Origin of the sequence: Chryseobacterium sp. S90 (genome assembly GCF_047444895.1) — a bacterium.
Lineage (GTDB): Bacteria > Bacteroidota > Bacteroidia > Flavobacteriales > Weeksellaceae > Chryseobacterium.
The window spans coordinates 1,391,178-1,416,873 of the sequence record NZ_JBLGCX010000001.1; the positions used below are offsets into that span (position 1 = coordinate 1,391,178).

The 25,696-nt window shown below is 36.1% G+C and carries 22 protein-coding genes; 16 read left to right on the forward strand and 6 right to left on the reverse strand.

Annotated elements, in window-relative coordinates:
• Positions 1-99: 99 nt before the first annotated feature.
• Positions 100-1,329, forward strand: a complete 1,230-nt coding sequence (locus ACLMCG_RS06390; protein WP_413959220.1) for an aminotransferase class I/II-fold pyridoxal phosphate-dependent enzyme — start codon at positions 100-102, stop codon at positions 1,327-1,329.
• A 383-nt stretch (positions 1,330-1,712) separates the two neighbouring features.
• On the opposite strand, the gene ACLMCG_RS06395 is transcribed toward ACLMCG_RS06390, so the two are convergent.
• On the reverse strand, positions 1,713-2,717 hold the full coding sequence (locus tag ACLMCG_RS06395) for a glycosyltransferase (RefSeq protein WP_413959221.1): 1,005 nt from the start codon (positions 2,715-2,717) through the stop codon (positions 1,713-1,715).
• A 209-nt stretch (positions 2,718-2,926) separates the two neighbouring features.
• Between ACLMCG_RS06395 and ACLMCG_RS06400 the strand changes: the two genes are divergently transcribed.
• Together ACLMCG_RS06400 and ACLMCG_RS06405 are read left to right on the forward strand one after the other, a co-directional pair.
• Positions 2,927-3,940: an SDR family NAD(P)-dependent oxidoreductase gene (locus ACLMCG_RS06400; RefSeq protein WP_413959222.1), complete on the forward strand. Its 1,014-nt coding sequence runs from the start codon at positions 2,927-2,929 to the stop codon at positions 3,938-3,940.
• Positions 3,941-3,979: 39 nt separating this feature from the next.
• A complete protein-coding gene (locus ACLMCG_RS06405; RefSeq protein WP_413959223.1) occupies positions 3,980-4,786 on the forward strand; it encodes a helix-turn-helix domain-containing protein in 807 nt (268 codons plus the stop codon).
• A gap of 98 nt (positions 4,787-4,884) precedes the next feature.
• On the opposite strand, the gene ACLMCG_RS06410 is transcribed toward ACLMCG_RS06405, so the two are convergent.
• Positions 4,885-5,871 (reverse strand): helix-turn-helix domain-containing protein, encoded by a 987-nt coding sequence (locus ACLMCG_RS06410; protein ID WP_223600424.1) that lies wholly within the window; start codon positions 5,869-5,871, stop codon positions 4,885-4,887.
• Between the two features lie 374 nt (positions 5,872-6,245).
• Between ACLMCG_RS06410 and ACLMCG_RS06415 the strand changes: the two genes are divergently transcribed.
• The 3 genes from ACLMCG_RS06415 (at position 6,246) to ACLMCG_RS06425 (ending at position 8,756) form a co-directional block, all read left to right on the forward strand.
• Positions 6,246-6,662 carry a transposase gene (locus ACLMCG_RS06415; protein WP_223600425.1) on the forward strand — a complete coding sequence of 139 codons (417 nt, stop codon included), beginning with the start codon at positions 6,246-6,248 and terminating at the stop codon, positions 6,660-6,662.
• Complete coding sequence (locus tag ACLMCG_RS06420; protein ID WP_413959224.1) at positions 6,638-6,985, forward strand: helix-turn-helix domain-containing protein; 348 nt, start codon at positions 6,638-6,640, stop codon at positions 6,983-6,985. The genes ACLMCG_RS06415 and ACLMCG_RS06420 overlap by 25 nt, the downstream gene beginning before the upstream one ends.
• Positions 6,986-7,610: 625 nt before the next feature.
• Positions 7,611-8,756 carry a hypothetical protein gene (locus ACLMCG_RS06425; protein ID WP_413959225.1) on the forward strand — a complete coding sequence of 382 codons (1,146 nt, stop codon included), beginning with the start codon at positions 7,611-7,613 and terminating at the stop codon, positions 8,754-8,756.
• Positions 8,757-9,147: 391 nt separating this feature from the next.
• Here the strand turns inward: ACLMCG_RS06425 and ACLMCG_RS06430 are convergent, their stop codons facing one another.
• Positions 9,148-10,311 (reverse strand): THUMP domain-containing class I SAM-dependent RNA methyltransferase, encoded by a 1,164-nt coding sequence (locus tag ACLMCG_RS06430; RefSeq protein WP_413959226.1) that lies wholly within the window; start codon positions 10,309-10,311, stop codon positions 9,148-9,150.
• A 137-nt stretch (positions 10,312-10,448) separates the two neighbouring features.
• On the opposite strand from ACLMCG_RS06430, the gene ACLMCG_RS06435 reads away from it, so the two are divergent.
• The gene (locus ACLMCG_RS06435) at positions 10,449-11,174 is read left to right on the forward strand and encodes a class I SAM-dependent DNA methyltransferase (protein ID WP_413959227.1); all 726 of its coding nucleotides are present in this window, start codon (positions 10,449-10,451) and stop codon (positions 11,172-11,174) included.
• On the forward strand, positions 11,174-11,902 hold the full coding sequence (locus tag ACLMCG_RS06440) for a ZIP family metal transporter (protein ID WP_413959228.1): 729 nt from the start codon (positions 11,174-11,176) through the stop codon (positions 11,900-11,902). Before ACLMCG_RS06435 ends, ACLMCG_RS06440 begins: the two co-directional genes overlap by 1 nt.
• A 62-nt stretch (positions 11,903-11,964) precedes the next feature.
• On the opposite strand, the gene ACLMCG_RS06445 is transcribed toward ACLMCG_RS06440, so the two are convergent.
• Entirely contained in the window at positions 11,965-13,350 is a 1,386-nt protein-coding gene (locus tag ACLMCG_RS06445; protein ID WP_228451614.1) for an OmpP1/FadL family transporter, read from the reverse strand.
• Between the two features lie 53 nt (positions 13,351-13,403).
• A complete protein-coding gene (locus ACLMCG_RS06450) occupies positions 13,404-14,507 on the reverse strand; it encodes a prolyl-tRNA synthetase (protein WP_413959229.1) in 1,104 nt (367 codons plus the stop codon).
• Between the two features lie 144 nt (positions 14,508-14,651).
• Between ACLMCG_RS06450 and proS the strand changes: the two genes are divergently transcribed.
• The 5 genes from proS to dnaJ all read left to right on the forward strand — a co-directional run bounded on the left by proS (position 14,652) and on the right by dnaJ (position 21,410).
• Complete coding sequence (proS, locus tag ACLMCG_RS06455; protein WP_223600434.1) at positions 14,652-16,127, forward strand: proline--tRNA ligase; 1,476 nt, start codon at positions 14,652-14,654, stop codon at positions 16,125-16,127.
• Positions 16,128-16,245: 118 nt separating this feature from the next.
• The gene (locus ACLMCG_RS06460; RefSeq protein ID WP_413959230.1) at positions 16,246-17,574 is read left to right on the forward strand and encodes a DUF937 domain-containing protein; all 1,329 of its coding nucleotides are present in this window, start codon (positions 16,246-16,248) and stop codon (positions 17,572-17,574) included.
• Positions 17,575-17,687: 113 nt separating this feature from the next.
• A complete protein-coding gene (locus ACLMCG_RS06465) occupies positions 17,688-19,022 on the forward strand; it encodes an Nramp family divalent metal transporter (protein ID WP_223600436.1) in 1,335 nt (444 codons plus the stop codon).
• Between the two features lie 628 nt (positions 19,023-19,650).
• Positions 19,651-20,190: a nucleotide exchange factor GrpE gene (locus ACLMCG_RS06470; protein ID WP_374200551.1), complete on the forward strand. Its 540-nt coding sequence runs from the start codon at positions 19,651-19,653 to the stop codon at positions 20,188-20,190.
• A gap of 101 nt (positions 20,191-20,291) precedes the next feature.
• Positions 20,292-21,410, forward strand: a complete 1,119-nt coding sequence (dnaJ, locus tag ACLMCG_RS06475; protein ID WP_047423678.1) for a molecular chaperone DnaJ — start codon at positions 20,292-20,294, stop codon at positions 21,408-21,410.
• Between the two features lie 145 nt (positions 21,411-21,555).
• Here dnaJ and ACLMCG_RS06480 read toward each other — a convergent pair whose 3' ends face one another.
• Complete coding sequence (locus ACLMCG_RS06480) at positions 21,556-22,440, reverse strand: DUF808 family protein (RefSeq protein WP_223600437.1); 885 nt, start codon at positions 22,438-22,440, stop codon at positions 21,556-21,558.
• A gap of 155 nt (positions 22,441-22,595) precedes the next feature.
• On the opposite strand from ACLMCG_RS06480, the gene ACLMCG_RS06485 reads away from it, so the two are divergent.
• The 3 genes from ACLMCG_RS06485 (at position 22,596) to ACLMCG_RS06495 (ending at position 25,520) form a co-directional block, all read left to right on the forward strand.
• Positions 22,596-23,072: a tetratricopeptide repeat protein gene (locus ACLMCG_RS06485; protein WP_413959231.1), complete on the forward strand. Its 477-nt coding sequence runs from the start codon at positions 22,596-22,598 to the stop codon at positions 23,070-23,072.
• A 133-nt stretch (positions 23,073-23,205) separates the two neighbouring features.
• Positions 23,206-24,597, forward strand: a complete 1,392-nt coding sequence (locus ACLMCG_RS06490) for a serine hydrolase (RefSeq protein ID WP_413959232.1) — start codon at positions 23,206-23,208, stop codon at positions 24,595-24,597.
• A 53-nt stretch (positions 24,598-24,650) separates the two neighbouring features.
• Positions 24,651-25,520 carry an alpha/beta hydrolase gene (locus tag ACLMCG_RS06495; protein WP_413959233.1) on the forward strand — a complete coding sequence of 290 codons (870 nt, stop codon included), beginning with the start codon at positions 24,651-24,653 and terminating at the stop codon, positions 25,518-25,520.
• Positions 25,521-25,696: the final 176 nt, after the last annotated feature.

Here is a 25,696-nt window from a genome sequence, read left to right on the forward strand (position 1 = left end):
AAACAATATTTTACAGTTTTATTTTCTATAAATTCAAATTTATGTTGTAATAATTAGCAAATTAATGCAAATTGGAACAATAAAATAAAAACAATATTTATGGAAAACTTTAACGCAGCCAATGAGATCCAGGATCTTCAGTATTTTGGTGAATTCGGAGGAGTGAATCCTTCTATCTCGGACAGCTCTACTTATACATTCCTTTCTGCAAAGACTATGTTTGATACTTTTGAAGGAAATGCGGAAGGATGCTACCTGTATTCCAGACATTCATCACCTATGAACCTTTATCTGGCTCAGGCTCTTGCCAAGTTGGAAAACACAGAATCTGCCAACGTTACAGCATCCGGAATGGGAGCTATTACTTCGGTTTTGATGCAGGTATGCAAAAGTGGTGACCATATTATTTCTAGCAGAACCATTTACGGAGGAACATATGCTTTTCTTAAAAATTTCATGCCTCAGTTTAATGTTGCAACCAGCTTTGTTGATATCAACAATTTTGAATCTATAGAAAATGCTATTACTCCCAATACTAAAATAATTTACTGTGAAAGTGTAAGTAATCCGCTTCTTGAAGTGGCAGACCTTAGAAAACTTTCCGAAATCTGTAAAAAACACAATCTGAAACTGATTGTAGATAATACCTTCTCTCCTCTTTCAATATCTCCGACAGCATTCGGGGCAGATGTTGTGATCCACAGTTTAACGAAGTTCATCAACGGAAGCAGTGATACGGTAGGAGGTGTATATTGTGCAACACAGGCATTTATTGATGATACTAAAAATGTAAATTCCGGAGCATGTATGCTTCTGGGACCTACCATGGACAGCTTAAGATCTTCAAGTATCTTAAAGAACCTGAGAACATTACACATCAGAATAAAGCAGCACAGCCACAATGCCATGTATCTTGCTGAAAGATTTGAGGCAGATGGTTTAAAGGTATCTTATCCCGGATTACCATCGCACAAAAACCATGAATTAATGAAAAGCATGATTCATGAAGAATACGGCTACGGAGGATTACTGACTCTGGATGCAGGCACAACAGAAAAAGCAAATGAACTGATGGAGCTGATGCAGGCAGAAAACCTTGGCTACCTTGCAGTAAGCTTAGGGTTCTATAAAACCTTATTCTCATGCTCAGGAAAATCTACTTCATCTGAAATTCCAGAGGAAGAACGTGCATCTATAGGAATTTCTGACGGATTGATCAGATTCTCCATCGGTCTTGACCACGACATCAAAAGAACTTACCATAAAATGAAGGAGTGTATGCTGAAAGTAGGTGTTCTTAACCACCATGAAAACATTTCCATATCCTAATTTATTGTAAAAAGGCTGTTTCAATTGAAACAGCCTTTTTTATCTTTAGTTTAAATCACAAGATTCCTGTCTAGATTCCTACGGAATGAAAAGCGGAATGTATATATGTACATTTATTTCCCCAGACTCCATACGAATTATTCGCGTAGATTATCCATACAGTATGTCATTCCGTAGGAATCTAGGTTGCTTTTTTTTTAATTTGGATATAAATTAATGATAAATAAGGAGTTCGATTCCTGCGGAATGACAACCGTTGTGTTTTATTATTTTCCGTTTTAATTTATACCATAAAAGAATTCAATAGGAATGGGCTGAAGCCCATTTATCAAAAAAATAAATCTTTCAACGGCTTTAGCCAAAACCTGTACAGGGTGCTCCTATTATTTCTTATAATAATGATGTGGAAAAGCCTCCTCCGGTTTCATTCTTAAAACATTCAGCAGAATCCAGGATTTCAGGAACCCATATCCGTAGGAAAACATCTGAATATACGTGGAAATAACCGCCATTCCGGCAATACTGATATTTTTAGTTAGTAATAAGGCATGAAACAACACCAGAAACGTGTACAATCCATAAAAAGAAAGGATTATCCCTCTATGCATAATGAAATACTCCAGAAAGCCCATCATATATCCTAACATAAATAAGGTAGGAAACGCAAAAGAAATCTTCACATAATTCGGGTGTCTCTGATTAAGAATCGGTCTTGCACAGCCAAACTGATACACCTGCTTGGAGAATTTACCAAAATCAACTCTACGTTTATGATATACCGCAATATCATCAAAAAAAGCAGTGGTAAATCCGTTTTCCCAAAGGGTCATGGATAGGTCCGGATCCTCTCCTATTCTCATTTCAGAAAACCCGCCTACTTTCCTAAAGACCTCTTTTTTCACACCCATATTAAAACTTCGTGGCTGAAATTTGGAAACCGCTTTCTTACTTCCTCTGATTCCTCCGGTTGTAAACACAGAAGTCATGGAATAGGAAATAGCTTTCTGCATCAGATTAAACCCTTTATGTGCTTTATCTGCTCCTCCAAACGCATCACAAGGAATTGTAAGAATATCGTTTTTAATATGTTCAATATAATCTTTTTCAACAATGACATCACTGTCTACAAATACGAGCCATTCATTTGCTGCTCTTGCCGCCCCATAATTTCTTGTCAGTCCCGGTCCTGAATTATTCTTTCTGAAATATTTAATATCCAATCCCTGTTCAAAGTTCTTGATGGTAGGTTTCAGATCGATCAGAGAGCCGTCATCTACAATAATGATCTCGAATTCCTTATCCGTCTGCTGGGTAAGAGAGGTCAGTAACTCAAAAAGTTCATCTTTTCGGTTGTAAATGGCAACGACAATGGAAATAGTAGGCTTCAAATTGAAAATTTTTCAAAATTACTTATTCGCAGAACAATCTACAAACAGTTTAACAGCTTATTCAGAGAAATTAACGAAGTAAAGTTTTATCTTTCTCAAGCCATGGATTTTACAAATGAAATTCTGAGCCAAGTCATTTGACATTTTAAACAAAATAAAGCTGAGGAATCCATTATAATTTTGCTTTAGAAATTTAAAACAACAATAAAATGGAATCTATTATCAGCACAATGCAACAACCTATTCAATCAGGATTCAATGCATTCTCAACAGCTCAGGAAGTCATAAAAGGAAATGATCTTACCGGAAAAACAGTTATCATTACCGGCGGGTATGCAGGAATCGGCCTTGAAACCACAAAAGCCCTTACCTCCGCCGGAGCACATGTCATTATTCCCGCAAGAGATATTGAAAAAGCAGGGAAAAATCTTTTAGGAATTGAAAATGTTGAACTCGAAAAAATGGATCTGATGGATCCTGCATCTATTGACTCTTTTGCAGAAAAATTTGTATCATCAGGCAGAAGTCTGGATATTCTCATTAATAATGCGGGCATCATGTGGGTTCCTCTCCGCAGGGACAGCAGAGGTATAGAGTCTCAATTGGCAACCAATTACCTTGGGCAGTTTCATCTTACCGCAAAATTATGGCCGGCTCTGAAAAAAGCAGACGGAGCGAGGGTTATAAGTGTTTCTTCATATGGCCATCAAATGGCTCCTTTTGATTTTGAAGACCCGAATTTTGAGAAAAGAGAGTATGACACGCTTTCCGGATATGGACAATCTAAAACAGCATGTAATCTGTTTGCTGTAGAACTTGATGAAAAAGGAAAAGAGTTCAATATCAGAGCCTATTCCCTTCATCCAGGTTCAGTCTATGGCACAGATCTGGGCAGAGAAGAGCCTATTGAGCTTTTTAAGCAGCTCGGAACGCATGATGAAAACGGAAATATCAAACCGGAAGTTGAAGCACGTTTAAAAACCATTCAACAAGGAGCTGCAACAACAGTCTGGTGTGCCGTAAGCCCACAGCTTAACGGAATCGGCGGAGTTTATTGTGAAAACTGTGATATTGCGGAGATTGACAGAGGGCAAATTGAGCACAGATTTGATGAACCGGCTACCATCCGTGGCGTGCAGCCCTATTCTATTGATAAAAAAAATGCTGAGCAATTATGGAAATTGAGTGAAGAGATGTTGGGATTTAACTTTGACACCAAATAAGTGTTTTTTAAATACATTTGTAATGAAAAACTTTTGACAATGGATTTCCAGATACAATACCTCACACCGGATATCAAGCTTTCCAGCTATGATGATAAACTGTTCAAAACAGAAACGGTTTTTGAATATCATATGCTGGTCTGGTTCATATCAGGAGAAACGAAAATTATCCAGGCAGACAAAACCTATATTTTCAAAGCCGGAGATATTTTTCTGATTCCGAGAAATCATCTTGCCACAATTATCAATTATCCAAAAGACGGACTTCCTCATAAAGCAGTAGTGATGCATCTTACCACAGAACGGTTGAAAGCATTTTACAGTGCTGTTGACTATCAAAAGAAAAACAGTCCACGGGAATCCAGCATTCACAGTTTCAGTAGCCATCCGCTTTTGAACAGCTGTCTTGCTTCACTTATTCCTTATTTTGAGATTGAAGGACCATTTCCTGAAAATATTGCTCACCTGAAGATCACTGAAGCCATCAGTATTTTAAGGGAAATTGATCAGAATATAGATTCTGTACTCGCTGATTTTGATGAGCCGGGGAAAGTAGATCTGATTAACTTCATGGAAAAGAATTATATGTTTAATATGCCTTTGGAACGATATGGATATCTGACGGGAAGGAGTTTATCTACGTTCAACCGGGATTTCAGAAAGATTTTTCAAACGACTCCACAACGGTGGCTTACGCAAAAACGTCTTGAACTGGCCTATTATCATTTATCTGAAAGGAATAAAAAACCGTCTGATGTTTTTCTTGAAGTAGGTTTTGAGGACCTGTCGCATTTTTCACATGCTTTTAAAAAGCAGTATGGTTTTGCTCCTTCACTGACGCAATAAAACAAAATAGGTTGTACCACATGAGTACAACCTATTTTATTTTATAATAATATGAAAGCCATTTAGTAAGATCCACAAGGAACTGGATTAATCATATCTCATTTCTGAGATTCTTTTTGTACGTATTGATATTTCGAAGGTTTTACACCAACAACTTCTTCAAAGACTTTTAAAAAAGTGGAATGGTATCGAAAACCTGCCTCTGTATATATTTCTCTCATACTTTTTTTATTATCCTGTAATTCCCTCTTTGCATGTTCAATCCTATACCAATTAATAAAATTATTAAATGTCTTTCCTTGTTTATTCAAGGCAGCGGAGGCATAGGATCTATTTGTTCCTACAACTTTTGCCAGATCCTCCAATCTGAAATCAGGATTCTCATACAATCTATCTGCATCTATATGCTTGACCATATTTTGGTAAATCCTATTTAGCTTTATATCATACACACTCTGTTGAGTATCTGGCTCCGGATCATCTATAACAACAGATGGATCAGATGGATTAATTGCCTCCGTCATGCTTATTTTATTCTCTATATAAGCTTCATTATGCAAATAAAATTGATATATAATAATAGCTATTACGATTATAAAAAATGAAATATCAATATAGTTTAGAATAAACAATTGCTCTTCTGATAATATTTTAAAGGCCAAACTCATTGTATCTGAGATTCCAAAAATATTGGAGATAAAAGGAGCTGCCATAATAGAAACAACGATGAAGACCGAAACATTGATGGTCTTTTTCATATGATGCAGAAATAAGCTGGCTAAAGGAAAAGCAACGCCCCATATTATATTAATGGGCATAACCTTCCAAAAGATAATATTACTGATAAAAAATATAATAATAAAGGGGTATAAAGCTATCTGAATAAGATGAATAAAATCAAAATTAGTTTTATAATTCCAGACTACTATGAAAATGTAAAGAGAAAATATGGCAACAATTAAATGATGAATTGCAGGTATAACAAGTCCCCAAGTATAAAAGAGAATACTAAAACTCATCGAAATAACAAGCAATATGATCACAAAAGTTAAAGTGATTTTCTTTTTTGATTTATTGTAGCTCATTTGTGATATTTTAAATTTGCAGGGCGCAAAAATATAGATTATTTTTCTTTGACAATTATTTCAGATAAAAACAATAAAAAACCACAATCGTCAATTGTATTTATTGGTAAAAAAAATAACATTATCATCAATAATTGAAATATAACAATTTAAATGTCAATAATTTAAATTCAAAAGAAATAAATATACCCTATCATCATCATATATTATTTCTTTACGTTCAGTTATCTCATATTTGCCACACTGTTTCACACAATTATTGTTCTTAATTCTTTAAACAAAATTGCTACAGGAAGCCTTTATACTATTAAATCAAAACCAGATCTTTCAAAGAAAGTATTATAATTTCATAACGTAAAGTTAATATTAAAAACATGGATTTCAAAGAAATACATATAGGAAAATTATTACAGAACAAAGTCGAAGAAGAAAAGATTGAGATCTCAAGAATATGCCGCTTCTTCAACCTCCCGGAAAGAGACATTGATGAGATGTATGATAGTGCATCATTAGATATCAATATCATTCTTAAGTGGTCTAAATTATTAGAATATGATTTTTTCAGATTGTATTCTCAACATTTAATATTATATGCACCCAAAGGAAATAAGAAATTGAATAATGTGAAAAGTTCTCTGCCTAATTTCAGAAAGAGCATCTATACAACAGAAATTATAGATTTTATTCTGACAGAAATTAAAAAAGGAGAAAAAACAAAACAGGAAATAGTAACTGAATATAAAATTCCCAAAGCCACTCTACATAAATGGATACAAAAATATCAAAAGTAAAAAATACCATCCCAAACTATAAGAGAATTTATACGGATATGATTCAAAAAAAATATCCGCACAAAAAAGAAGAATGCAGAATTATCTTGGAAAAAAATAAATTAACAACATTAGATATAATAAAGCTGAACAATATAATTTCTGATGCTCAGGATTGTGCCGTTTTTAGATCCAATCAAAAACACAAATCTTATGATACAGAAACCATTATAAAAATATTAGAGTATCAGAAAAAAAATAAGATAACCAATTACCAGACCGCTATTGACTTTAAAATGAGCAGAAATACCCTTACAAAATGGAAAAGAAAATATATTGTTTAAAAACCAACAACCTTCAGTTAATCTGACCTTTCAAACTAATGAAAGGTTTTTTATGCAAAAATCACCAATAAAGGCATATAAAAAAATGGTAGACATATCTGTCATTTTTCAAAAAATCCTCATCGTAAAAATTTTTATACAAGGGATATATATTTTTTAGAGCCAAAAAAGGATTATCAAAATCACATCTGTAAATACACATCTCATTTTAGGTAAAAAAGATTACAATATTGTAAAATTCAAAACCCATAATAGACTCACCAACAACATGTTAAACAAATAAATAATAAATATACGCCATCATAATCAACTATGTAATTTTTACATTCAATTCCTTTATGTTTGCCCTGTTCTTATCAGAGAAAGATCATTATCATACAAAATTCAAGCAGGATTTCTAAGGTCTGTGAGGAACTAAAAACATAGACCTGAACAATATAACTAACATTCACATTATGTTCCAGAAAATTAACAAACTCGATATCATCCTATACAGATGTGTAAAATATATTTTGGGAAATTCTTCCATAAAAAAATACCATTCCTACAGACATAGGCAAAATTTAAACCGTGAATAGAAAAAATACATAGAATGATTTATTTAAATTTTAAATTAACATAAGACATGAAAAAAAAATTATTGTTCTTGGGATTTACAATAATCTCAAGCTATTTATTCAGCCAAACAGGAGGGGTAGGAATAGGAACCTCTTCTCCGGATGCATCTGCCATACTTGATATAAATTCAACCAATAAAGGAGTTCTCGCACCCAGAATTTCTTTAACCTCTATAACAGATGCTACTACCATACCTTCTCCTGCAACCGGATTATTGGTATATAATACAGGAACAGCCGGACTTACTTTTACAGGATATGTATTTTGGAACGGTTCTCAATGGAGAGGTCTTGACAATTCTTCTCTCACTATTGGTACAATAGACAATCTTCTTTGTAATGGCGCTACCCTTTCTCCAAGTACTTATACCCAAAATGTAGTTTATTCAGGTACATTGAATATTCCTTACACAGGAGGAAACGGTGGAATTTACCCTTCGCAAGTCATCTCTTCAAATGGACTTACAGCAACGCTGCAGTCAGGAAATCTGGCTTTAGGTGCAGGAAATCTTATTTATAGTGTTTCAGGTACTCCAACGGTATCCAGCCCAACAACAACTAACTTTGCAATTAATGCCGGCGGTAAAACATGTAATGCTTCTGTGGGAGTAAATACAATAGGATTGGGTCAGGAAATATATTGGTCTGGCACGGCACCTGCCAATGTAGGGAGCGGAGGTCTGAATCCTACATCTACGGTTGCTCAAAACTATCTGAGTTATTATTCCTCGGATGTTCCAACGATAGACGGAATGAGGTTTGACGTTTATTTTATCGAGAGTGTTACATCCAATGGTACTGTTTCAGCCGTTCCTCGCTTAGTCAATGTTTCCGGAGCTAATTTAAAAGTTAACTTTTCAGCAATGTCCAGTATTGATAGCTTTGGAACATCTAACATATGGTTGGCAAATGGACAGTTTATTAATTTAGATAATGGGATCTATAATGGATATGGATTAAATATGACTACTAGCAGTACACCCGTTAGTCTAAGTGATACCTACAATAACCATACTGAAATTGAAACAGCTCATTTATTAGTGAATGGACGTTGGTACAAAGCCGAGTATTACTCTGCTATTGATAATAATAACACTACAGATGCCAGCGATGATATTAGAAGAATTGCAATCTACGTTAAAAGACTAAAATAATACACATCATTGTCAATAGTTATTTACTTCACATTTATAAAAACTGTAAAGTAAAAAATGCGCCCGGTAAGATTCTATTAATACAAATGATAAAAGCAAAGTCGTTCATTCTTGAACGACTTTAGCTGATTTAATATTTATTATACTTTTCATTTAAGTATATATTACTACAGAAATAAAAAAAGAAAATACAACCAATAGATAAGTACTGAATTTATTTTTTCTGTGAAACATCTGGATCTTTTGGCACCTTCTTTTGAGATATTACATTATGATTCAGAGCTTTTCTTTTAGGTTCTGAACGTGAGGATTTTGATCCGGAGCCTAACAGATCCAATAGATCAAAAATCACATCGAAAATATCAAAAAAATTCCAGGACATAGTTAATCTTTATTTATCTTCCAATTTATGTACTTTCTTCGTTCCTTCATACATTTCGTACTGTAAAAATCTCGTTTCCAGCTTTCCGTTGAAAAGTTTGATTTTTCTTGAAGGACGTAAACCTATTTTCTTCACGGCTTCAAGATCAGAAGAGATCAGCCATGCTAATGTATTCGGATAATGGGTTTTGAAGGTATCTCCGATTTTTTTGTAGAAATCATCATCATTAATGGAAATTCTCTCATCGTATGGAGGGTTAAACACCATCAATAAAGGGAAAAGTTCCTTTTTAGAATCAAAGAAGTTTTGTTTTTTAATCTCAATAACATCTTCCATTTCTGCCGCTTCTACATTCATTCTTGCAGCGTTCAGCATTCTTGCATCAATGTCATACCCAACAATTTTTCCATCAAACTGTCTGACTCTGTTAATTCTGAATTCTTTAATTTTCGAGAACAGTTCTGCATCATAATTATTCCAGTTCTGGAATCCGAATCTCTTTCTGAAGATCTGAGCCGGAAGATCCAGAGCAATCATAGCTGCTTCAATCAATAATGTTCCGGAACCACACATAGGGTCAAGGAAATTACCTTTTCCATCCCATCCTGCCAGCTGAAGCATTCCGCTCGCCAGCACTTCATTGATTGGAGCTTCTCCCTGTTCTCTTCTGTATCCTCTTTTAAACAAAGGATCTCCTGAAGAATCCATTGAGATCATCACCAACTCTCTGTCAATATGAAGATGGAATTTGATATCCGGATTTCTTGTTTCTACATTCGGGCGTCTTTTGAATTTTTCCTGGAAATAATCCACGATCGCATCCTTCATTTTTAAAGTTACAAACTGTGAATGTTTGAACGTTTCAGAGTTTACTGTTGCATCAATAGAGAAAGACTGGTCTACATCCATAAAGTTTTCCCACTCAAACTTGAAAAGTCTGTCATAAAACTGATGCTGGTTGAAAGCCTTGAACTCATGAATGGGCACCAGAATTTTCAATGCTGTTCTTGCAGAGTAATTGATTTTGTAAAGAAAACCCAGATCTCCTTCACAATTTACCGCTCTGTTTTTAATTTCAACATTCCTTCCACCCAATTTTTTGATTTCTTCTGCCAGAATCTGCTCCAATCCGAAGAATGTCTTTATCTGTATTTTAATATTTTCTGTATCCATAAGTATGAATTAAAAGATTTAAAGCTTTAATAATTAAAAGATTAGCCCTCCAACTTCTTGTCCAATTGAATTTTTCAATCTCTTAATGTCGTAAAATACTTTGCTTTTAACCGCACAAATTTAGTTATTTTTGCATTATGGAATGGTTTGAATCTTGGTTTGATACCCCTTATTATCATTTGCTTTATAGCAACAGAGACTATACTGAAGCTGAAAACTTCATTAAAAAGCTCACAGCGGACCTTCAGCTTCCGCCTCAGTCGAAAATCATAGATCTTGCCTGCGGAAAGGGAAGACACTCTGTTTTCCTTAATAAATTAGGGTATGATGTTTTGGGACTCGACCTTTCAAGACAAAGCATTGAATCTGACAAACAGTATGAAAATCAAACCCTGCTTTTTGAGGTTCATGATATGAGAAACCCAATTGATGCAGATCCGATGGATGCTGTATTCAATTTATTTACAAGTTTTGGGTATTTTGACAATGAAAATGATGACAAAAAAGTATTCCAGTCGGTTTACAATGCGTTGAAACCCGGAGGATATTTTGTGCTGGATTATCTGAATGAAGAGTATGTAAGAAATACTTTAGTCCCTGAAACAACAATTACCCGTGGTGATATAGATTTCAGGATTCTTAAAAAGATAGAGGGCAGACATGTCATCAAAGATATCCGTTTTGAAGCAGACGGTAAGCCTTTTCATTTCTTTGAAAAAGTAAAGCTTCACACATTAGAAGCCATTCATGCTTATGCTTCGGAATGTGGTTTTGAAAGAATAAAAATCTGGGGAGATTATCAGCTGAATGAATTTAAAAAAGAAAATTCCCCGCGTTGCATCAATTTATTTAAGAAAAAATAATGACAACAGTACTTTTACTGATTTTAAGTGTAATAACAGGAGTATTCCTGGGAAAGCACTTTGGTAAAAAAGAAAAACTGGCCAAAAATCTACTGATATTAAGTGCCGGTTTTTTAATTACAATCTGTCTCAATGAAGTTTTCCCTCAGGTGTATACCTCTGCTGGAAGCAATAGTCTTGGAATATTTGTAATTGCAGGAGTTCTTCTACAGATGATTCTGGAAGCTCTTACCAAAGGTTTTGAACACGGACACTTCCATCATCATAATGAACACAATATTCTTCCTGCTGCTTTAATGGTCGGATTGTTTATCCATGCTTTCATTGAAGGAATCCCTCTTGCCAATGAAGAGCATGAGATGTCCCCTTATCTTTGGGGAATTGTATTTCACAATCTTCCCATTTCATTTATTCTGGGGGCGTTTTTATTCAACAGAAAAGGAGAATCAAAAAGTTCTTCATCTTATCCTTCTATTCTCATTGTAGCCTTATTTGCTCTGGCTTCTCCAATGGGAATGTTATTAGGAAATTATTTCAATCCTGATCTTCAGCCTTATTTTCTGGCTATCGTGGGAGGAATTTTCCTTCATATTTCATCAGTGATCATTTTTGAAAGTAATAAAAATCACAATATTGACTGGGTAAAAATCGGACTGGTAGTTTTAGGAGTCTCACTTGCATTGATGATGCATCTCTTCCATCAGCATCCCACTGCTCATTCTCATTAAAAAATAAAAAAAGCTCCGGAATTTTCCAGAGCTTTTTTTATTGTATATAGCTTATCTAAAGCTTAGAATTTCCATCCTACTGTAAGGAAGAAATTGTTTCTGTTATTTTTAACCTCACTTGCTGCATACGCATCACTTTCAAAGATGTTATTGGCAGAATAATAAGATGAATCAGAATTTCCGTCCATATATCCTCTCATAAAAGGGTTAGTGTACTTAGATGAGATATTCTGATAAGATGCATCTACATAGAATGATTTGAAATCATATCCGATACCGAAGGAAAGTGTATTTCTGTCACTTAGCATCATATTGCTGTACGATTGATCTCCTACAGTACCAGCATCATTAAATCTACTGATCGTAAGGGCATCAAAAGGACTTGACTGGTAAGCATAACCTCCTCTCAGTCTGAACTGCTGTACTCTATACTCAGCCCCTACTCTCACTTCAGAAAGGTTTTTATAATTCTCTTTAAAGAAATCATTTAGTGATCTTTCTGCACCGCCGTATACTTTATAATCAGGCTTTGTAAGTCCAAGGGTATAATCTACGTTCAAAGAGAAGTTTTTACTTGCTACAAATGCAGCACTCACTGTTGCTTTAAGCGGTGAAGTAAACTTTCTGTTTTCAGCACCCATATCGTCTCCGTAAACAGGATCATTATAGAAATAATAATTTCTGTCTATTGTCCAGAATGTAGGAGTTTCAAGAGATGCTCCCACTCTGAAATTAGGACTTAGCTTTCCGATAACCCCTAATGAAGCAGAAAAACCTGATGATCTTTCTGTATAAGGAGTATCCTGCTTACTGAATCCTTCTGTAGAATTATTGGCAAGATTTCGGTAAAATAAAGTATCATATTGATCAACTGAAGCGTTGAAAAAATTGAAACCTGCTCCTAAGTATAAATTATGATTGTAATTCGCTCCTACCCCAAAACTCATCTTTGACAAATTACCATATCTTTCATAGATATGTCCTGCCAATGCTGCATCCTTGGTTATATCATCTTTATCAAAAGCGTAAACAACATTGTTATTACCCGGTGACTGAATTACATTATCAAGAGACTGATTGGAAAAATTAATACCAATATTAATAAACTTCCAAGCCGTTTCTGTCATCAGCGGGAAAGCAATGATCCCTCCTGCATTTCCAAGGTCTCCCTTAGTTTTGCTGTAGTCTATGGTAGATCCAGCTAAAGAGCTGCTGTTTTTATTGCCTAAAATAGATAAAGTTCCTGAAACCTCTCCTGAAATAGCTACCCCTAAACCTGCCGGGTTGGTAAGCAAAGAGTTTGCATCACCACCCAGTGCACCATTAGCTCCAGCCATTGCATTGAACTTAGCTGATCCCACCATAGGAGTACTTGAGTAAACATCCACGGTATTTCTTATCACAGAAACATCCTGAGCCTGCGCATAAAATGCCGCAGAAATACTCATTAATACTAAAGATTTTTTTAACATTATTTTTTAATAGTTTATTCGTTTGAAAATTATCTGAATCCGCCTCTGCCTCCGCCGCCGGATCTCATTCCGCCACCACCAGAAGAACCGCCTCTGAAGCCGCCTCCACCGGAGTTGAACCCGCCGCTAGATCTGAAACCTCCTGAATCATTAGATCTGAAGCCTCCATTATTGTTGTTTCTAGGCTGTGATTGCTGATAATTATAATTAGGTCTTGTCTGTGGTGCAGTATTACGGAATCCACCATTTGAATTGGAGTTTCTGAAACCGCCATTTGAGTTGGAATTTCTGAAGCCACCATTATCTGTGTTTCTAAATCCGCCATTACTATTTCTGAAACCACCATTTGAATTAGAATCTCTGAAACCTCCGTTATTTCCGTTTCTGAAACCGCCATTAGTATTTCGGAAGCCTGAATTGGCTGTATTGGTTCTGTATACTGCGTTAGCTACACCCGTATTCTGGAATCCTCCTCCACTGGCACCGCTTCTTCTGTAAACAGGTCTGTTGTAGTATCCGCCACCCCAGTAACCGCCTCCGTATCCCCAATAAGGGTTTCCGTAACCGCCCCAGAATGGATCATAATATCCACCGTATCCCCAGTATGGACTTCCCCATCCGTAAGAGCCTCCCCAGCCCCATCCGAATGATCCGCCCCAACCCCAGGATATGCTTGCACCCCAGCCCCAGCCGCGGTTCATGCCCCAGCCCCAATATGGGCTGTAACCACCATACCATCCCCAAGGAGATCCCCATCCCCATGAGTTGTCATAGTAGTTTGTCTGCGAACCTGCATAAAGTCCCCAGTCTGAATCGGTAGCATTGGAGTTCCAATTGGTGTTGGTACTCCAGTCATTATATCTGTTTTGCTGTTCTCTGGAATTCGCCTCTGCATTTTGAATAACATTGGAATCCTGATAATAGTCATAATATTCTCCTACTCTGTTTCCGCTATCATTAATGATAACTCCTTCAGGTAGCGTATCCTTATTGGGGTCGTAATACACCCCATCTGTCTCGCTATACCCTCCCATCTGAGCACCACAAGACACAAGTAATAATCCGCCTGATATTGCCAACACCCCTTTGGATCTTAGCAGACCAAGCAAATTTTTATGTATATTTCTTTTCATGATAACGTAAAAATTTTTAATTTAAATTATATTTGCAATCTGTACCAAAAATGTACCAAAATACTGGTAAAAAAATCTATCAAAAATAGATTTTTATTTTTAGATAACAATAATGTACAAAAGTTAAAAAAATTTTAAAAAATAATGGCAAAATTAACCTCAAGAAGCGAAGATTACAGCAAATGGTATAATGAGCTGGTTGTAAAAGCTGATTTAGCTGAAAACTCAGGCGTGCGTGGATGTATGGTGATCAAACCGTATGGCTATGCGATCTGGGAAAAAATGCGTGATGAAATGGATAAAAAGTTCAAAGAAACAGGTCACGTTAACGCATACTTCCCGCTTTTTGTGCCCAAGAGCTTGTTTGAGGCTGAGGAAAAAAATGCAGAAGGTTTTGCAAAAGAATGCGCTGTTGTTACTCACTACAGATTAAAAACCGATCCGGACAATCCATCCAAACTGATTGTAGATCCGGATGCGAAACTGGAAGAAGAGCTTATCGTTCGTCCTACTTCAGAAGCTATTATCTGGAATACATATAAAAACTGGATTCAGTCTTACAGAGACTTACCGATACTGATCAACCAATGGGCGAATGTTGTTCGTTGGGAAATGAGAACACGTCTTTTCTTAAGAACGGCAGAATTCTTATGGCAGGAGGGCCACACCGCTCACGCAACAAAAGATGAAGCTGTGGAAGAAGCAGAAAAAATGAATAAAGTATATGCAGATTTTGCAGAAAACTTTATGGCAATGCCGGTAATTCAGGGGTTAAAAACACCTTCTGAAAGATTCGCTGGAGCTGATGAAACCTATTGTATTGAAGCATTAATGCAGGATGGAAAAGCTTTACAGGCGGGAACATCTCACTTCTTAGGACAGAATTTCGCAAAAGCATTTGACGTAAAATTCACCAATAAAGAAGGGAAAATAGAACATGCGTGGGCTACATCATGGGGAACATCAACCCGTTTGATGGGAGCTTTGATTATGACACACTCTGATGATTTCGGATTGGTACTGCCTCCTACCCTGGCACCGATTCAGGTGGTGATTGTTCCAATCTTTAAGGGAGAAGAGCAGTTAGAGCAAATCAGTGAAGTAGCGTTGGATATTCAGGCTAAACTGAAAGCAAAAGGTATTTCTGTGAAATTTGACAATGATACTCAGAACAAACCAGGTTGGAAATTTGCAGAATACGAATTGAAAGGAGTCCCTGTAAGAATCGCGATGGGACCAAGAGATCTTGAAAATAAATCTGTGGAAATTGCGAGAAGAGATAATCTGACAAAAGAAGTTCGTTCTATCGAAGGTCTGGACTCTTATATCGAAGATTTATTGAAAACAATTCAGCAGGATCTTTATAACAAAGCTCTTGAATTCAGAAAAGATAATTTTACGAAAGTGGATACTTACGAAGAATTCAAAAAAGTCTTGGAAGAAAAAGGTGGTTTCATCTATGCGCATTGGGATGGTACAGCTGAAGAAGAAGAACAGATCAAGGATGAAACGAAGGCTACCATCAGATGTATTCCTTTAGATGATGATGTAGAAGAAGGAATTTCATTGGTTTCCGGAAAACCATCTAAGAGACGTGTGTTATTCGCAAAAGCTTATTAAAAATTTTAATGATTTTAAAAAAAATCGTTAATTTTTAAAGAAATATTCAAAAAAAAGTGACATTTGGACGGATTTTTGTTTAAATTTATCTCAACATTAATCAAAAAAATTTATTATTATGTCTTTAAATGTCATTGATTTAATTAAAGGACAATTAGGTCCCGCTTTGGTTTCACAGGCTGCCTCGCAGTTTGGAGAAAGTGAATCCGGTATTTCTAAAGCAATTGGCGGATTGTTACCTGCTGTGGTAGGTGGATTAGCCAATAATGCAGATAAGCCTGGCGTTGTGGATGCTATTACACAAGCCTCTTCAAGTGGAATTTTAGGAAATTTACTAGGCGGTTCGTCCAGCAACCCTATTATTTCTAACTTGTTGTCTTCAATTTTTGGAGATAAAGTAAGTGGATTAGTTAATTCCATTGCTAGTTTTTCAGGAGTAAGCAATACCTCTGCTAGTTCTTTGTTAAACCTGGTGACTGGAGCTACAGTAGGCACAGTTGGAAAATATGCAGCAGACAATAATTTGGGTGCTTCAGGTATTTCCAGTTTGCTGAACGATCAGAAAGGCATTATTTCTTCCTTATTGCCGGCAGGTCTTTCTTTGGCTTCCTTTGGATTGGGAGCTGAAAATTGGTTTGGTCAGGCGAAGGAAACAGTTTCTTCAGTAACTTCTACTGCTAAAGATAACATCGCAGAAGGTGTAGCTACAGCAAGAGAAAATGTTTCAGAAGGAGCTAGAGAAGTGAGAGAACGATTTGAAAATAATAACAATAATAATCAAGGCGGAGGCTCCATCTGGAAATGGTTGCTTCCGCTTTTACTGTTACTGGCAGCCGGGTATTTCTTGTGGAAACAGTGCGAGAAAAAACAAACCACTACCACAACTACTGCTACGTCTGACTCTGCGACGGCCACTTCTACTGCAGATACCGCTACAACAGGAACCGCAACACCTGTTCCGGCTACTGCTAAAACCGATGAAAACATTGACCTTAACGGGGTAATGTTAAAAGGTTACAAAGGTGGTATGGAAGATCAGATGATTACTTTCCTAAAATCAGGAGCTTACAAAAATGCAGCTGATGATTCTGCACTGAAAGATAAGTGGTATGATTTTGACCATGTTAATTTCAAAATGGGAAGCTCTACTGAGCTTGAAGCAGGTTCACAAGGACAATTGGACAACCTGGTAGCTATCCTTAAGGCTTTCCCTGATGCAAAAATTAAAATCGGTGGTTACACGGATAAAACAGGAAATGAAGCTTCTAATGTAAAATTATCAAAAGCAAGAGCTGAATTTATCAAAGCTGCTTTAGCAAAAGCCGGAGTTGGAGCTCAGGTTTTAGAAGCAGAAGGTTATGGAAGTAAATTTGCTACTGTAGATGCAAAAGCTTCTGATGCAGAAAGAGCTGCTGACAGAAAAATGTCTGTAAGATTTGCAAAATAATCTTTAGATTTAATAAAAATTAGATCCCGGGAAGTAATTTCCGGGATTTTTTTATGCCATGATTTCTCTGTTTACATTTATTTAATTAAATTTGTTAGTCATTTCTAACATTTATGAATTTCAATATAAAAAACGCCTGGCGAAAAGATAAAACATCTCATTCCTTATCAGAGGTCTATTCATCAATCAAAGTCCCTAAAAATGCAAATTTCTGGAGAAAGTATCTTGCATTTGCAGGACCTGGACTGATGATTGCTGTAGGATATATGGATCCGGGGAACTGGGCTACAGATATTGCCGGAGGTGCTCAGTTTGGGTATACCCTGCTATCGGTAATTCTTATTTCCAATATTTTCGCGATGGTTTTACAGCATTTATCCGTAAAACTGGGAGTTGTTGCAGAAAGAGACCTGGCACAGGCCTGCAGAGACCACTTCAGTCCTACTACCAATTTTATTCTCTGGGTATTTTGTGAAATAGCCATTGCTGCATGTGATCTCGCCGAGGTCATTGGTTCTGCAATTGCGTTAAACCTATTATTTCACATTCCGCTAACGTGGGGAATTGTCATTACCACAGTGGATGTTTTAATTATTCTTTTACTTCAGGCCAAAGGTTTCCGATGGATTGAAAGTATTGTAGGAGGACTTATATTCATTATCCTTGCCTGTTTTGTCTATGAAATCGTTATTTCTAAGCCTGCTTTCAATGAAATTCTGGGAGGATTGGTTCCTCAAAAGGAAATCATTCAGAATCCTGCAATGCTTTATATTGCTATTGGGATCTTAGGAGCCACCGTAATGCCCCACAACCTGTATCTGCACAGCAGTATTGTACAGACCAGAGATTATACCCGGGATACACAAGGCAAAAAAGAAGCGATAAAGTTTGCTACCCTGGACAGTACGGTTTCATTGATGCTGGCTTTCTTCATCAATGCCGCGATACTTATTCTGGCTGCAGCCACCTTCCATACAACAGGTAACGAACATGTAGCAGATATTCATGATGCTTATAAAATGCTTACCCCTATTCTGGGAGCTTCCATGGCAAGTATTGCGTTTGCTATTGCGTTATTGGCATCCGGACAAAACTCTACATTGACAGGAACTCTTGCAGGACAGATTGTAATGGAAGGGTTTTTAAATATCAGATTAAAGCCATGGCTGAGAAGGCTCATCACAAGACTTATTGCGGTAATTCCGGCTCTTATTGTTGCTATCCTTTACGGTGAACAGGGAACGACCGAACTATTGGTTTTAAGCCAGGTCATTCTATCCATGCAGCTAAGTTTTGCTGTTGTACCATTGGTTATGTTTACCAATGATAAAGCAAAAATGGGAGAATTCGTCAACAAACCGTTCCTTAAAATCTGCGTGTGGGCAATTTCCATTATTATTATTGTTTTAAACCTATACCTTTTGTATCAAACGTTTACAGGAGAATAAAAAATACAACTATAGTTTTTAAATTGACTATTGGACATTATTAGTGAATGGTCAATAGTCAATTTTTGCTTTGCAAAGTCAGTTTTTAAAATTACACGCTTATAGATTCACAAACGAAGTGGATTGACATCTTCACAATTGATAGTGAATGGTCAGTAGTCAGTTTTTGCTTTGCAAAGTCAATTTTTAAAACTAAGCGCTTATAGATTCACAAGCGAAGTGGATTAACATCTTAACAATTGATAGTGAATGGTCAATAGTCAGTTTTTGCTTCGCAAAGTCAATTTTAAAAATTACACGCTTATAGATTCACAAACGAAGTGGATTGACATCTTCACAATTGATAGTGAATGGTCAATAGTCAGTTTTTGCTTTGCAAAGTCAATTTTTAAAATTACACGCTTATAAATTCACAAACGAAGTGGATTGACATCTTAACAATTGATAGTGAATGGTCAATGGTCAGTTTTTGCTTTGCAAAGTCAATTTTTAAAACTACACACTTATAAAATTCACAAGCGAAGCGGATTGATTTATTCACTATTCACCTTCACTCATTTTTCTGCCTTAATGTCCTGATTTTGGATTTGGCAGGCTCTTTGTCAAACAAACAGTAAATAAATATTGAATTATGGAAAACCAGGATATTAACGAAGAAAGCATCAATAATCAGGAAGAAAACAACGTTCAGAATGACGCAACGTCTCAGGACAATGTGACAGCAGCTCCTTCACCAGAAGAACTTTTGGCAGAAGAAAAAGACCGTTACATCAGATTGTATGCTGAATTCGAAAACTATAAAAAAAGAACAAGCAAGGAGAAGATGGAATTCTTCCAATATGCTAACCAGGAGATGATGGTTTCAATGTTAGGGGTTTTAGATGATTTTGAAAGAGCATTAAAGGAAATCGCTAAAAACGGAAACCCGGCTGACCTGCAAGGTGTAGAGCTTATCTATCAGAAATTCAAAAATAAACTTACCGAAAAAGGCTTACAAACAATGGAAGTAAGAGCTGGTGACAGCTTTAATGTTGATTTCCATGAAGCGATTACTCAGATCCCTGCTCCATCGGAAGATTTGAAAGGAAAAATCGTAGACGTTATTGAAACTGGATATACTTTAGGTGATAAAGTAATCCGTTTTGCAAAAGTAGTAACAGGAAATTAAAATTCATAAATGATAAATGATGAGTGATAATTGATGAATGTTTCACTTATTAGCTTTAGAATATCTTTTATCATTTATCAACAATCAATTATAAAATTGTCATGTCAAAAAGAGATTATTACGAGGTTCTTGAGATCAGCAAATCTGCATCCGCCGACGAAATAAAAAAAGCATACCGTAAAATGGCCATCAAATTTCACCCGGATAAAAATCCTGGTGATAAGGAGGCTGAAGAAAAATTTAAAGAAGCTGCTGAGGCTTACGAAGTTCTGAGCGACGATCAGAAACGTGCCAGATACGACCAGTTCGGTCATGCCGGAATGGGTGGAAATGGAGGTTTCGGAGGTGGAGGCTTCGGAGGCGGAATGAACATGGAGGATATTTTCAGCCAGTTTGGAGATATTTTCGGTGGTGGTTTCGGAGGATTTGGCGGTGGCGGTGGAGGCCGTCAGCAGGTGAAAGGTTCTAATTTAAGAATCAGAATCAAGCTGAATCTTGAGGAAATGGTAAACGGAACTCAGAAAACCATTAAAGTAAAGAAAATGAAGATGGCAGAAGGTGCCACTTCAAAAACATGCCCTACCTGTAACGGTTCCGGTGTTCAGTTAAAAGTAATGAATACCATGTTTGGTCAAATGCAGACTCAAACTACGTGTAGTACTTGTCAGGGAATTGGGAAAGTTGCTGACAAGATTCCTGCAGGAGCCAATGCACAAGGTCTTATCAAAGATGAAGAGGAAATCACGATCAACATTCCGGCAGGAGCAAGAGACGGAATTCAGCTTAATGTAAGAGGAAAAGGAAATGATGCTCCATTTGGTGGAATTCCAGGGGATTTATTAGTCATCATTGAAGAGGAAGTAGATCAAATCATTAAGAGAGAAGGCGATAATCTTCACCAGGAACTGTATGTTTCTTTTGCTGAAGCTGCTTTAGGAACGAAAAAAGAGATTCCTACTGTAGGCGGAAAAGTAAAAATTACCGTTGATCCGGGAACTCAGTCCGGAAAGATCTTAAGATTGGCAGGAAAAGGACTTCCAAGCATCGACAGTTACGGAAAAGGAGATATGTTTATCCACATTAATGTATGGACGCCACAAAAGCTTACTAAAGATCAGAAAGACTTCTTTGAAAAGCAGATGTCCAGCGGAGAAATGGTTGCAGAACCATCCGGAAAGGAAAAAACTTTTTTTGATAAAGTAAAAGATTTATTCAATTAATATAAAAAGAGACTTTTTACAAGTCTCTTTTTTCGTTTAAAAGTTAGGGTTGAAAGGTTCAAAATAATCTTTAAGCCAGACCATAAAAAATCCTGCATTCTTACGAATACAGGATTTTTTTGGTTATTTAATTCTAATTCTGTTTTTATTTTTTTGTCGCCAATGAATAGATTCCTTTTCCTAATGTAAATACAGCAACCGCTGCCAATCCGCCAGCAACTCCAAGCGTAAGCTCTTTTAAAACATCCGGCCAGGTTGGAAGTACGCCATGAAAAAATTCTATTCTATGTAGAAAAATTCCACCAGCAACCATTATTAAGGCAATTGTTCCAACGACTCCTAATATTTTAATAACAATAGGTAAAGCCTTCACTAATAGATGTCCAAGGCTCCCGAAAAAACCTTTATCATTACTTTTCTTTATCAATTTAAACCCTGCATCATCCATTCTTACGATCAAAGCTACAATTCCATAAACTCCGACAGTCGCTATAAATGCAACCAGGCTCGTTACTAAAATCTGTGTAATGAAAGGATGACTTTCTTCCAATACGGTCCCTAAAGCAATAATAACGATCTCAATTGATAAAATAAAATCCGTTGTAATTGCCGATTTTACTTTCTGTTTTTCTATTTCTTCAGAACTTTTTTCTTCTTCTACAATTTCCTCTATAACTTCATGCCCCTTTTTGTCACGATGAAAAAGAAATTCTATTATTTTTTCAACTCCTTCAAAGGCCAGATAGAATCCTCCAAGGATCAATACATAATTAATAGCCGGAGCATACAACCAATTGAGCAAAAAAACAATAGGAAGAATAATCAGTTTATTGATAAATGATCCTTTGGTGATAGCCCACAGAACCGGAATTTCTCTGGAAGAAAGAAAGCCAGTGGCTTTTTCTGCATTTACAGCAAGGTCATCTCCTAAAATACCAGCTGTCTTTTGGGTAGCAACCTTACTCGTAACTGCTACATCATCCATCAATGCTGCAATATCATCTAAAATTGCAAAAAAGCCTGATGCCATATTTTAATAATTTTTTAATCTTTGTTAAGTTCAGCAAAAATAAATATTTAATTCCGTTTTTAGATTCATAATCTGACAATAATTTTGAAAATTATAAGAATGATTAATCAATACCCAGCTTTCAATATTTTATATCTTTGTTTAAAATCTATCCAATGGATGAAAACTGGGAAACTCAATTACAGAGTATATGGCTAAAACTGGGAACAATAAGCAATGAAGAGTTTATTCACCAAATTAAAAATCATACAGAATTACTAACGGATTCCCAGGCTATTGCTGATTTTGAAAAAGCCTGTGCTTTTGATTCAACGGGATATGAAAAGAAAGCGGAACCTTTGTACAGATCTGCATTAGATCATGGGCTAACCGGTTTGCGAAGGAGAAGAGCAAGAATCCAGCTGGCAAGTACTTTAAGAAATAATGGAAAGATAGAAGAAAGTATTGATATTTTAAGGGAAGAAAAAGCTAATTATTCTGATGAACTGAATGATGCAGTAGACTCTTTTTTAGCACTGTCCCTTTCTTCAGCGGGAGAATACAAAGAAGCATTATCATTAACCTTGAAAGCAATTTCAAAACATTTGCCCAGATACAATAATTCCCTGAGCCGCTATGCTGAAAACTTATAGCTTGCTACACAATTTCCGGATAAATTATAAAGCTCTCGGCAGCTGAGTATTCAAATTCTTATGGATAATAAATTATGTACTAACAACATAACAAAAATCTGCTTACTTTTAACCGTTTTTAAAATCTGATACTATGCGACGTCAATCCTCTATTTTAGTCTTACCATGTTCAATTTTTATGTTCAGCATATTTTGCTCTCCTTTAAAAGCCCAGACTGAAACGAATGTCAGCACTATTGATCAGGTAAAGAAAAAGCAGGAAATAGACAGTATCATAAGAGCATACGCAGCTATCAATAAATTTAATGGAACAGCTTTAATCCATTATCAGAATAAAATCATTTTTGAAAAATCTTACGGTTGGCAAAATGCAGAAAAAAAGATACCCAATCAAAACGAAAGTGTCTATCAGATTGCTTCTTTGACCAAATCTTTCACAGCTCTAATGATTATGAAATTAAGTGAGGAGGGAAAACTTTCTGTTCATGATCCCATCTCAAAGTTTATTCCCGATTATCCGAGAGGAAATGAAATCACGATAGAGCATCTGCTTACCCACAGTTCAGGTATCTATGAAGTATTGCAAAACAAGGAGTATTTCAGCCTGCTTCACACCGGAAAAAGTATCACCAGAGATAAAGAGCTTTCTTATTTTAAAAACGAGCCTCTGGCTTTTCAGCCGGGTACTCAATTCTCATATACCAATTCAGGATATATTTTGCTAGGAATTATTATTGAAAAAATAACAGGGTTGTCTTATGAAGATGCAATTAGGAAAAATATTTTAAATCCGCTGAATATGGCTCACACCGGATTTAATTACATGACTCTGAAAAGCCCGTATAAAACAGTTCCCTATTCATATATTTCAAATACAAGACAGGAAAAAACAGAAGTCTGGAATTCAACATTAACGGGCCCTGCAGGACAGATCTACAGTACTGCTGAAGACCTTTACAATTATTATAAAGGATTAAGAGACTATAAAATTGTATCCAAAGAAACATTTAAAAAAGCTACAACCCCATATTTGAGCGGCTATGGTTACGGATGGTTTATTGATGATCTGTATGGTAAAAAACTCATCAACCATGGTGGAAATATAGAAGGTTCTACAAGTTATTTTGCCATGCTTCCTGAAGAGGATCTCAGCATTATTCTTCTCAATAATATCACGAGTAAAAAACTGGAAAAAGCAGGGAACACCATTCTAGCAGCCCTTTTAGATCAAACCTATACTCTTCCACAACCTAAGAAAGAAGTCACTTTAAGTACTGATTTACTTAAAAAATATGCTGGTAATTATAAACTTTCGGACGACAGTATTATTCATATTCTCTACGAAAACGGTCAGCTCTTTATTCAGAGCAGTACTATTCCCAAAGTGAGAATGCTGGCTGAAAAAGAGGATGTATTTTTCCTGCAGGATGATGACAGCGAAATTTCTTTCATATTCAAGAAAGGAGAAAAAGATGTTATCAGTATCAAAAAAGGACTTTCATCAAAAACAGCCGAAAGACTTTAAGTAATTTGACATCTATCATTGACAATACATCAATTTTTTTGTAAATTTAATTAATGAAAAAGCTCATTCTCAGGTATCATTTTTTCGTAATGGGATGTTTCGGTTTTCTGCTGCAGTCCTGCAATACGAAGTTCAGAGTCTGGGTAGGTCCCGGAGGTCAGCAGAAAATTTACAATTTAAAATACGGTGAGCATAAAAGACAGAAAATGGATGTCTTTCTTCCCAAAGATTATGCTGAAGATTCTCCCGTTGTTCTTATCGTTCATGGCGGCGCCTGGACTTTAGGTAAAAAGGAACACATGATACAGGTTCAGAAAATGCTTTTTGAAAACAGAATTCCGAGTATCAGTATGAATTATCGGTTAGTTTCTGCAAAGAAAAAAATCACTTATAAACAGCAGCTTGAGGATATTGGCCTGGCGATTGAAAAATTCAATTCTTTAACGGAAAAAGCAGAACTTCTGCCCAACAATTATATTCTTCTGGGAGAAAGTGCCGGCGGACATCTGGCATTACTCTACGGATATCAGCATTCTGATCAGATCAAAAAGATTATTTCTCTCAGTGGACCAACAGATTTTTACAGCGCTGAGTATCTTAAATCTTTTTATTCCAAATATACTTCTCCCACTTTTCAAAAGGTAGTAGGCAGTAAATTTGACCGGAAAAATGTTTCTGAAGCCTTCAGAGAAGCCAGCCCTATTGCGAATATTACCAATGTTCCTACCCTCCTGTTTCAGGGTAACAATGATTTTCTTGTCAATCAGCATCAGGGAATTTCCATGGACTCAGCGCTTACCCAAATGAATATTCCACACAAGTTTATCTTTATGAAAGGTGCAGGTCATGCTCCAAGGTTCTTCAGTAAAAGAAAAAGAGACAGTATCATCTATCCCAACATTCTGGAATGGATCAAAAAATAATTATCTATTCAAAATAATTAAACAACTATCCTAACTAATTCGTTCATAAGAATCTTTTAAATATCCAGTATAAAAAAAACAATTTTTGCCTGGTAGATGTATTTAAAAACGTTATGGTCGCAAAAGAATTTTAATGCTTATATCTCTCGGTCGCAAAGACACTTCGTTTTGACTTA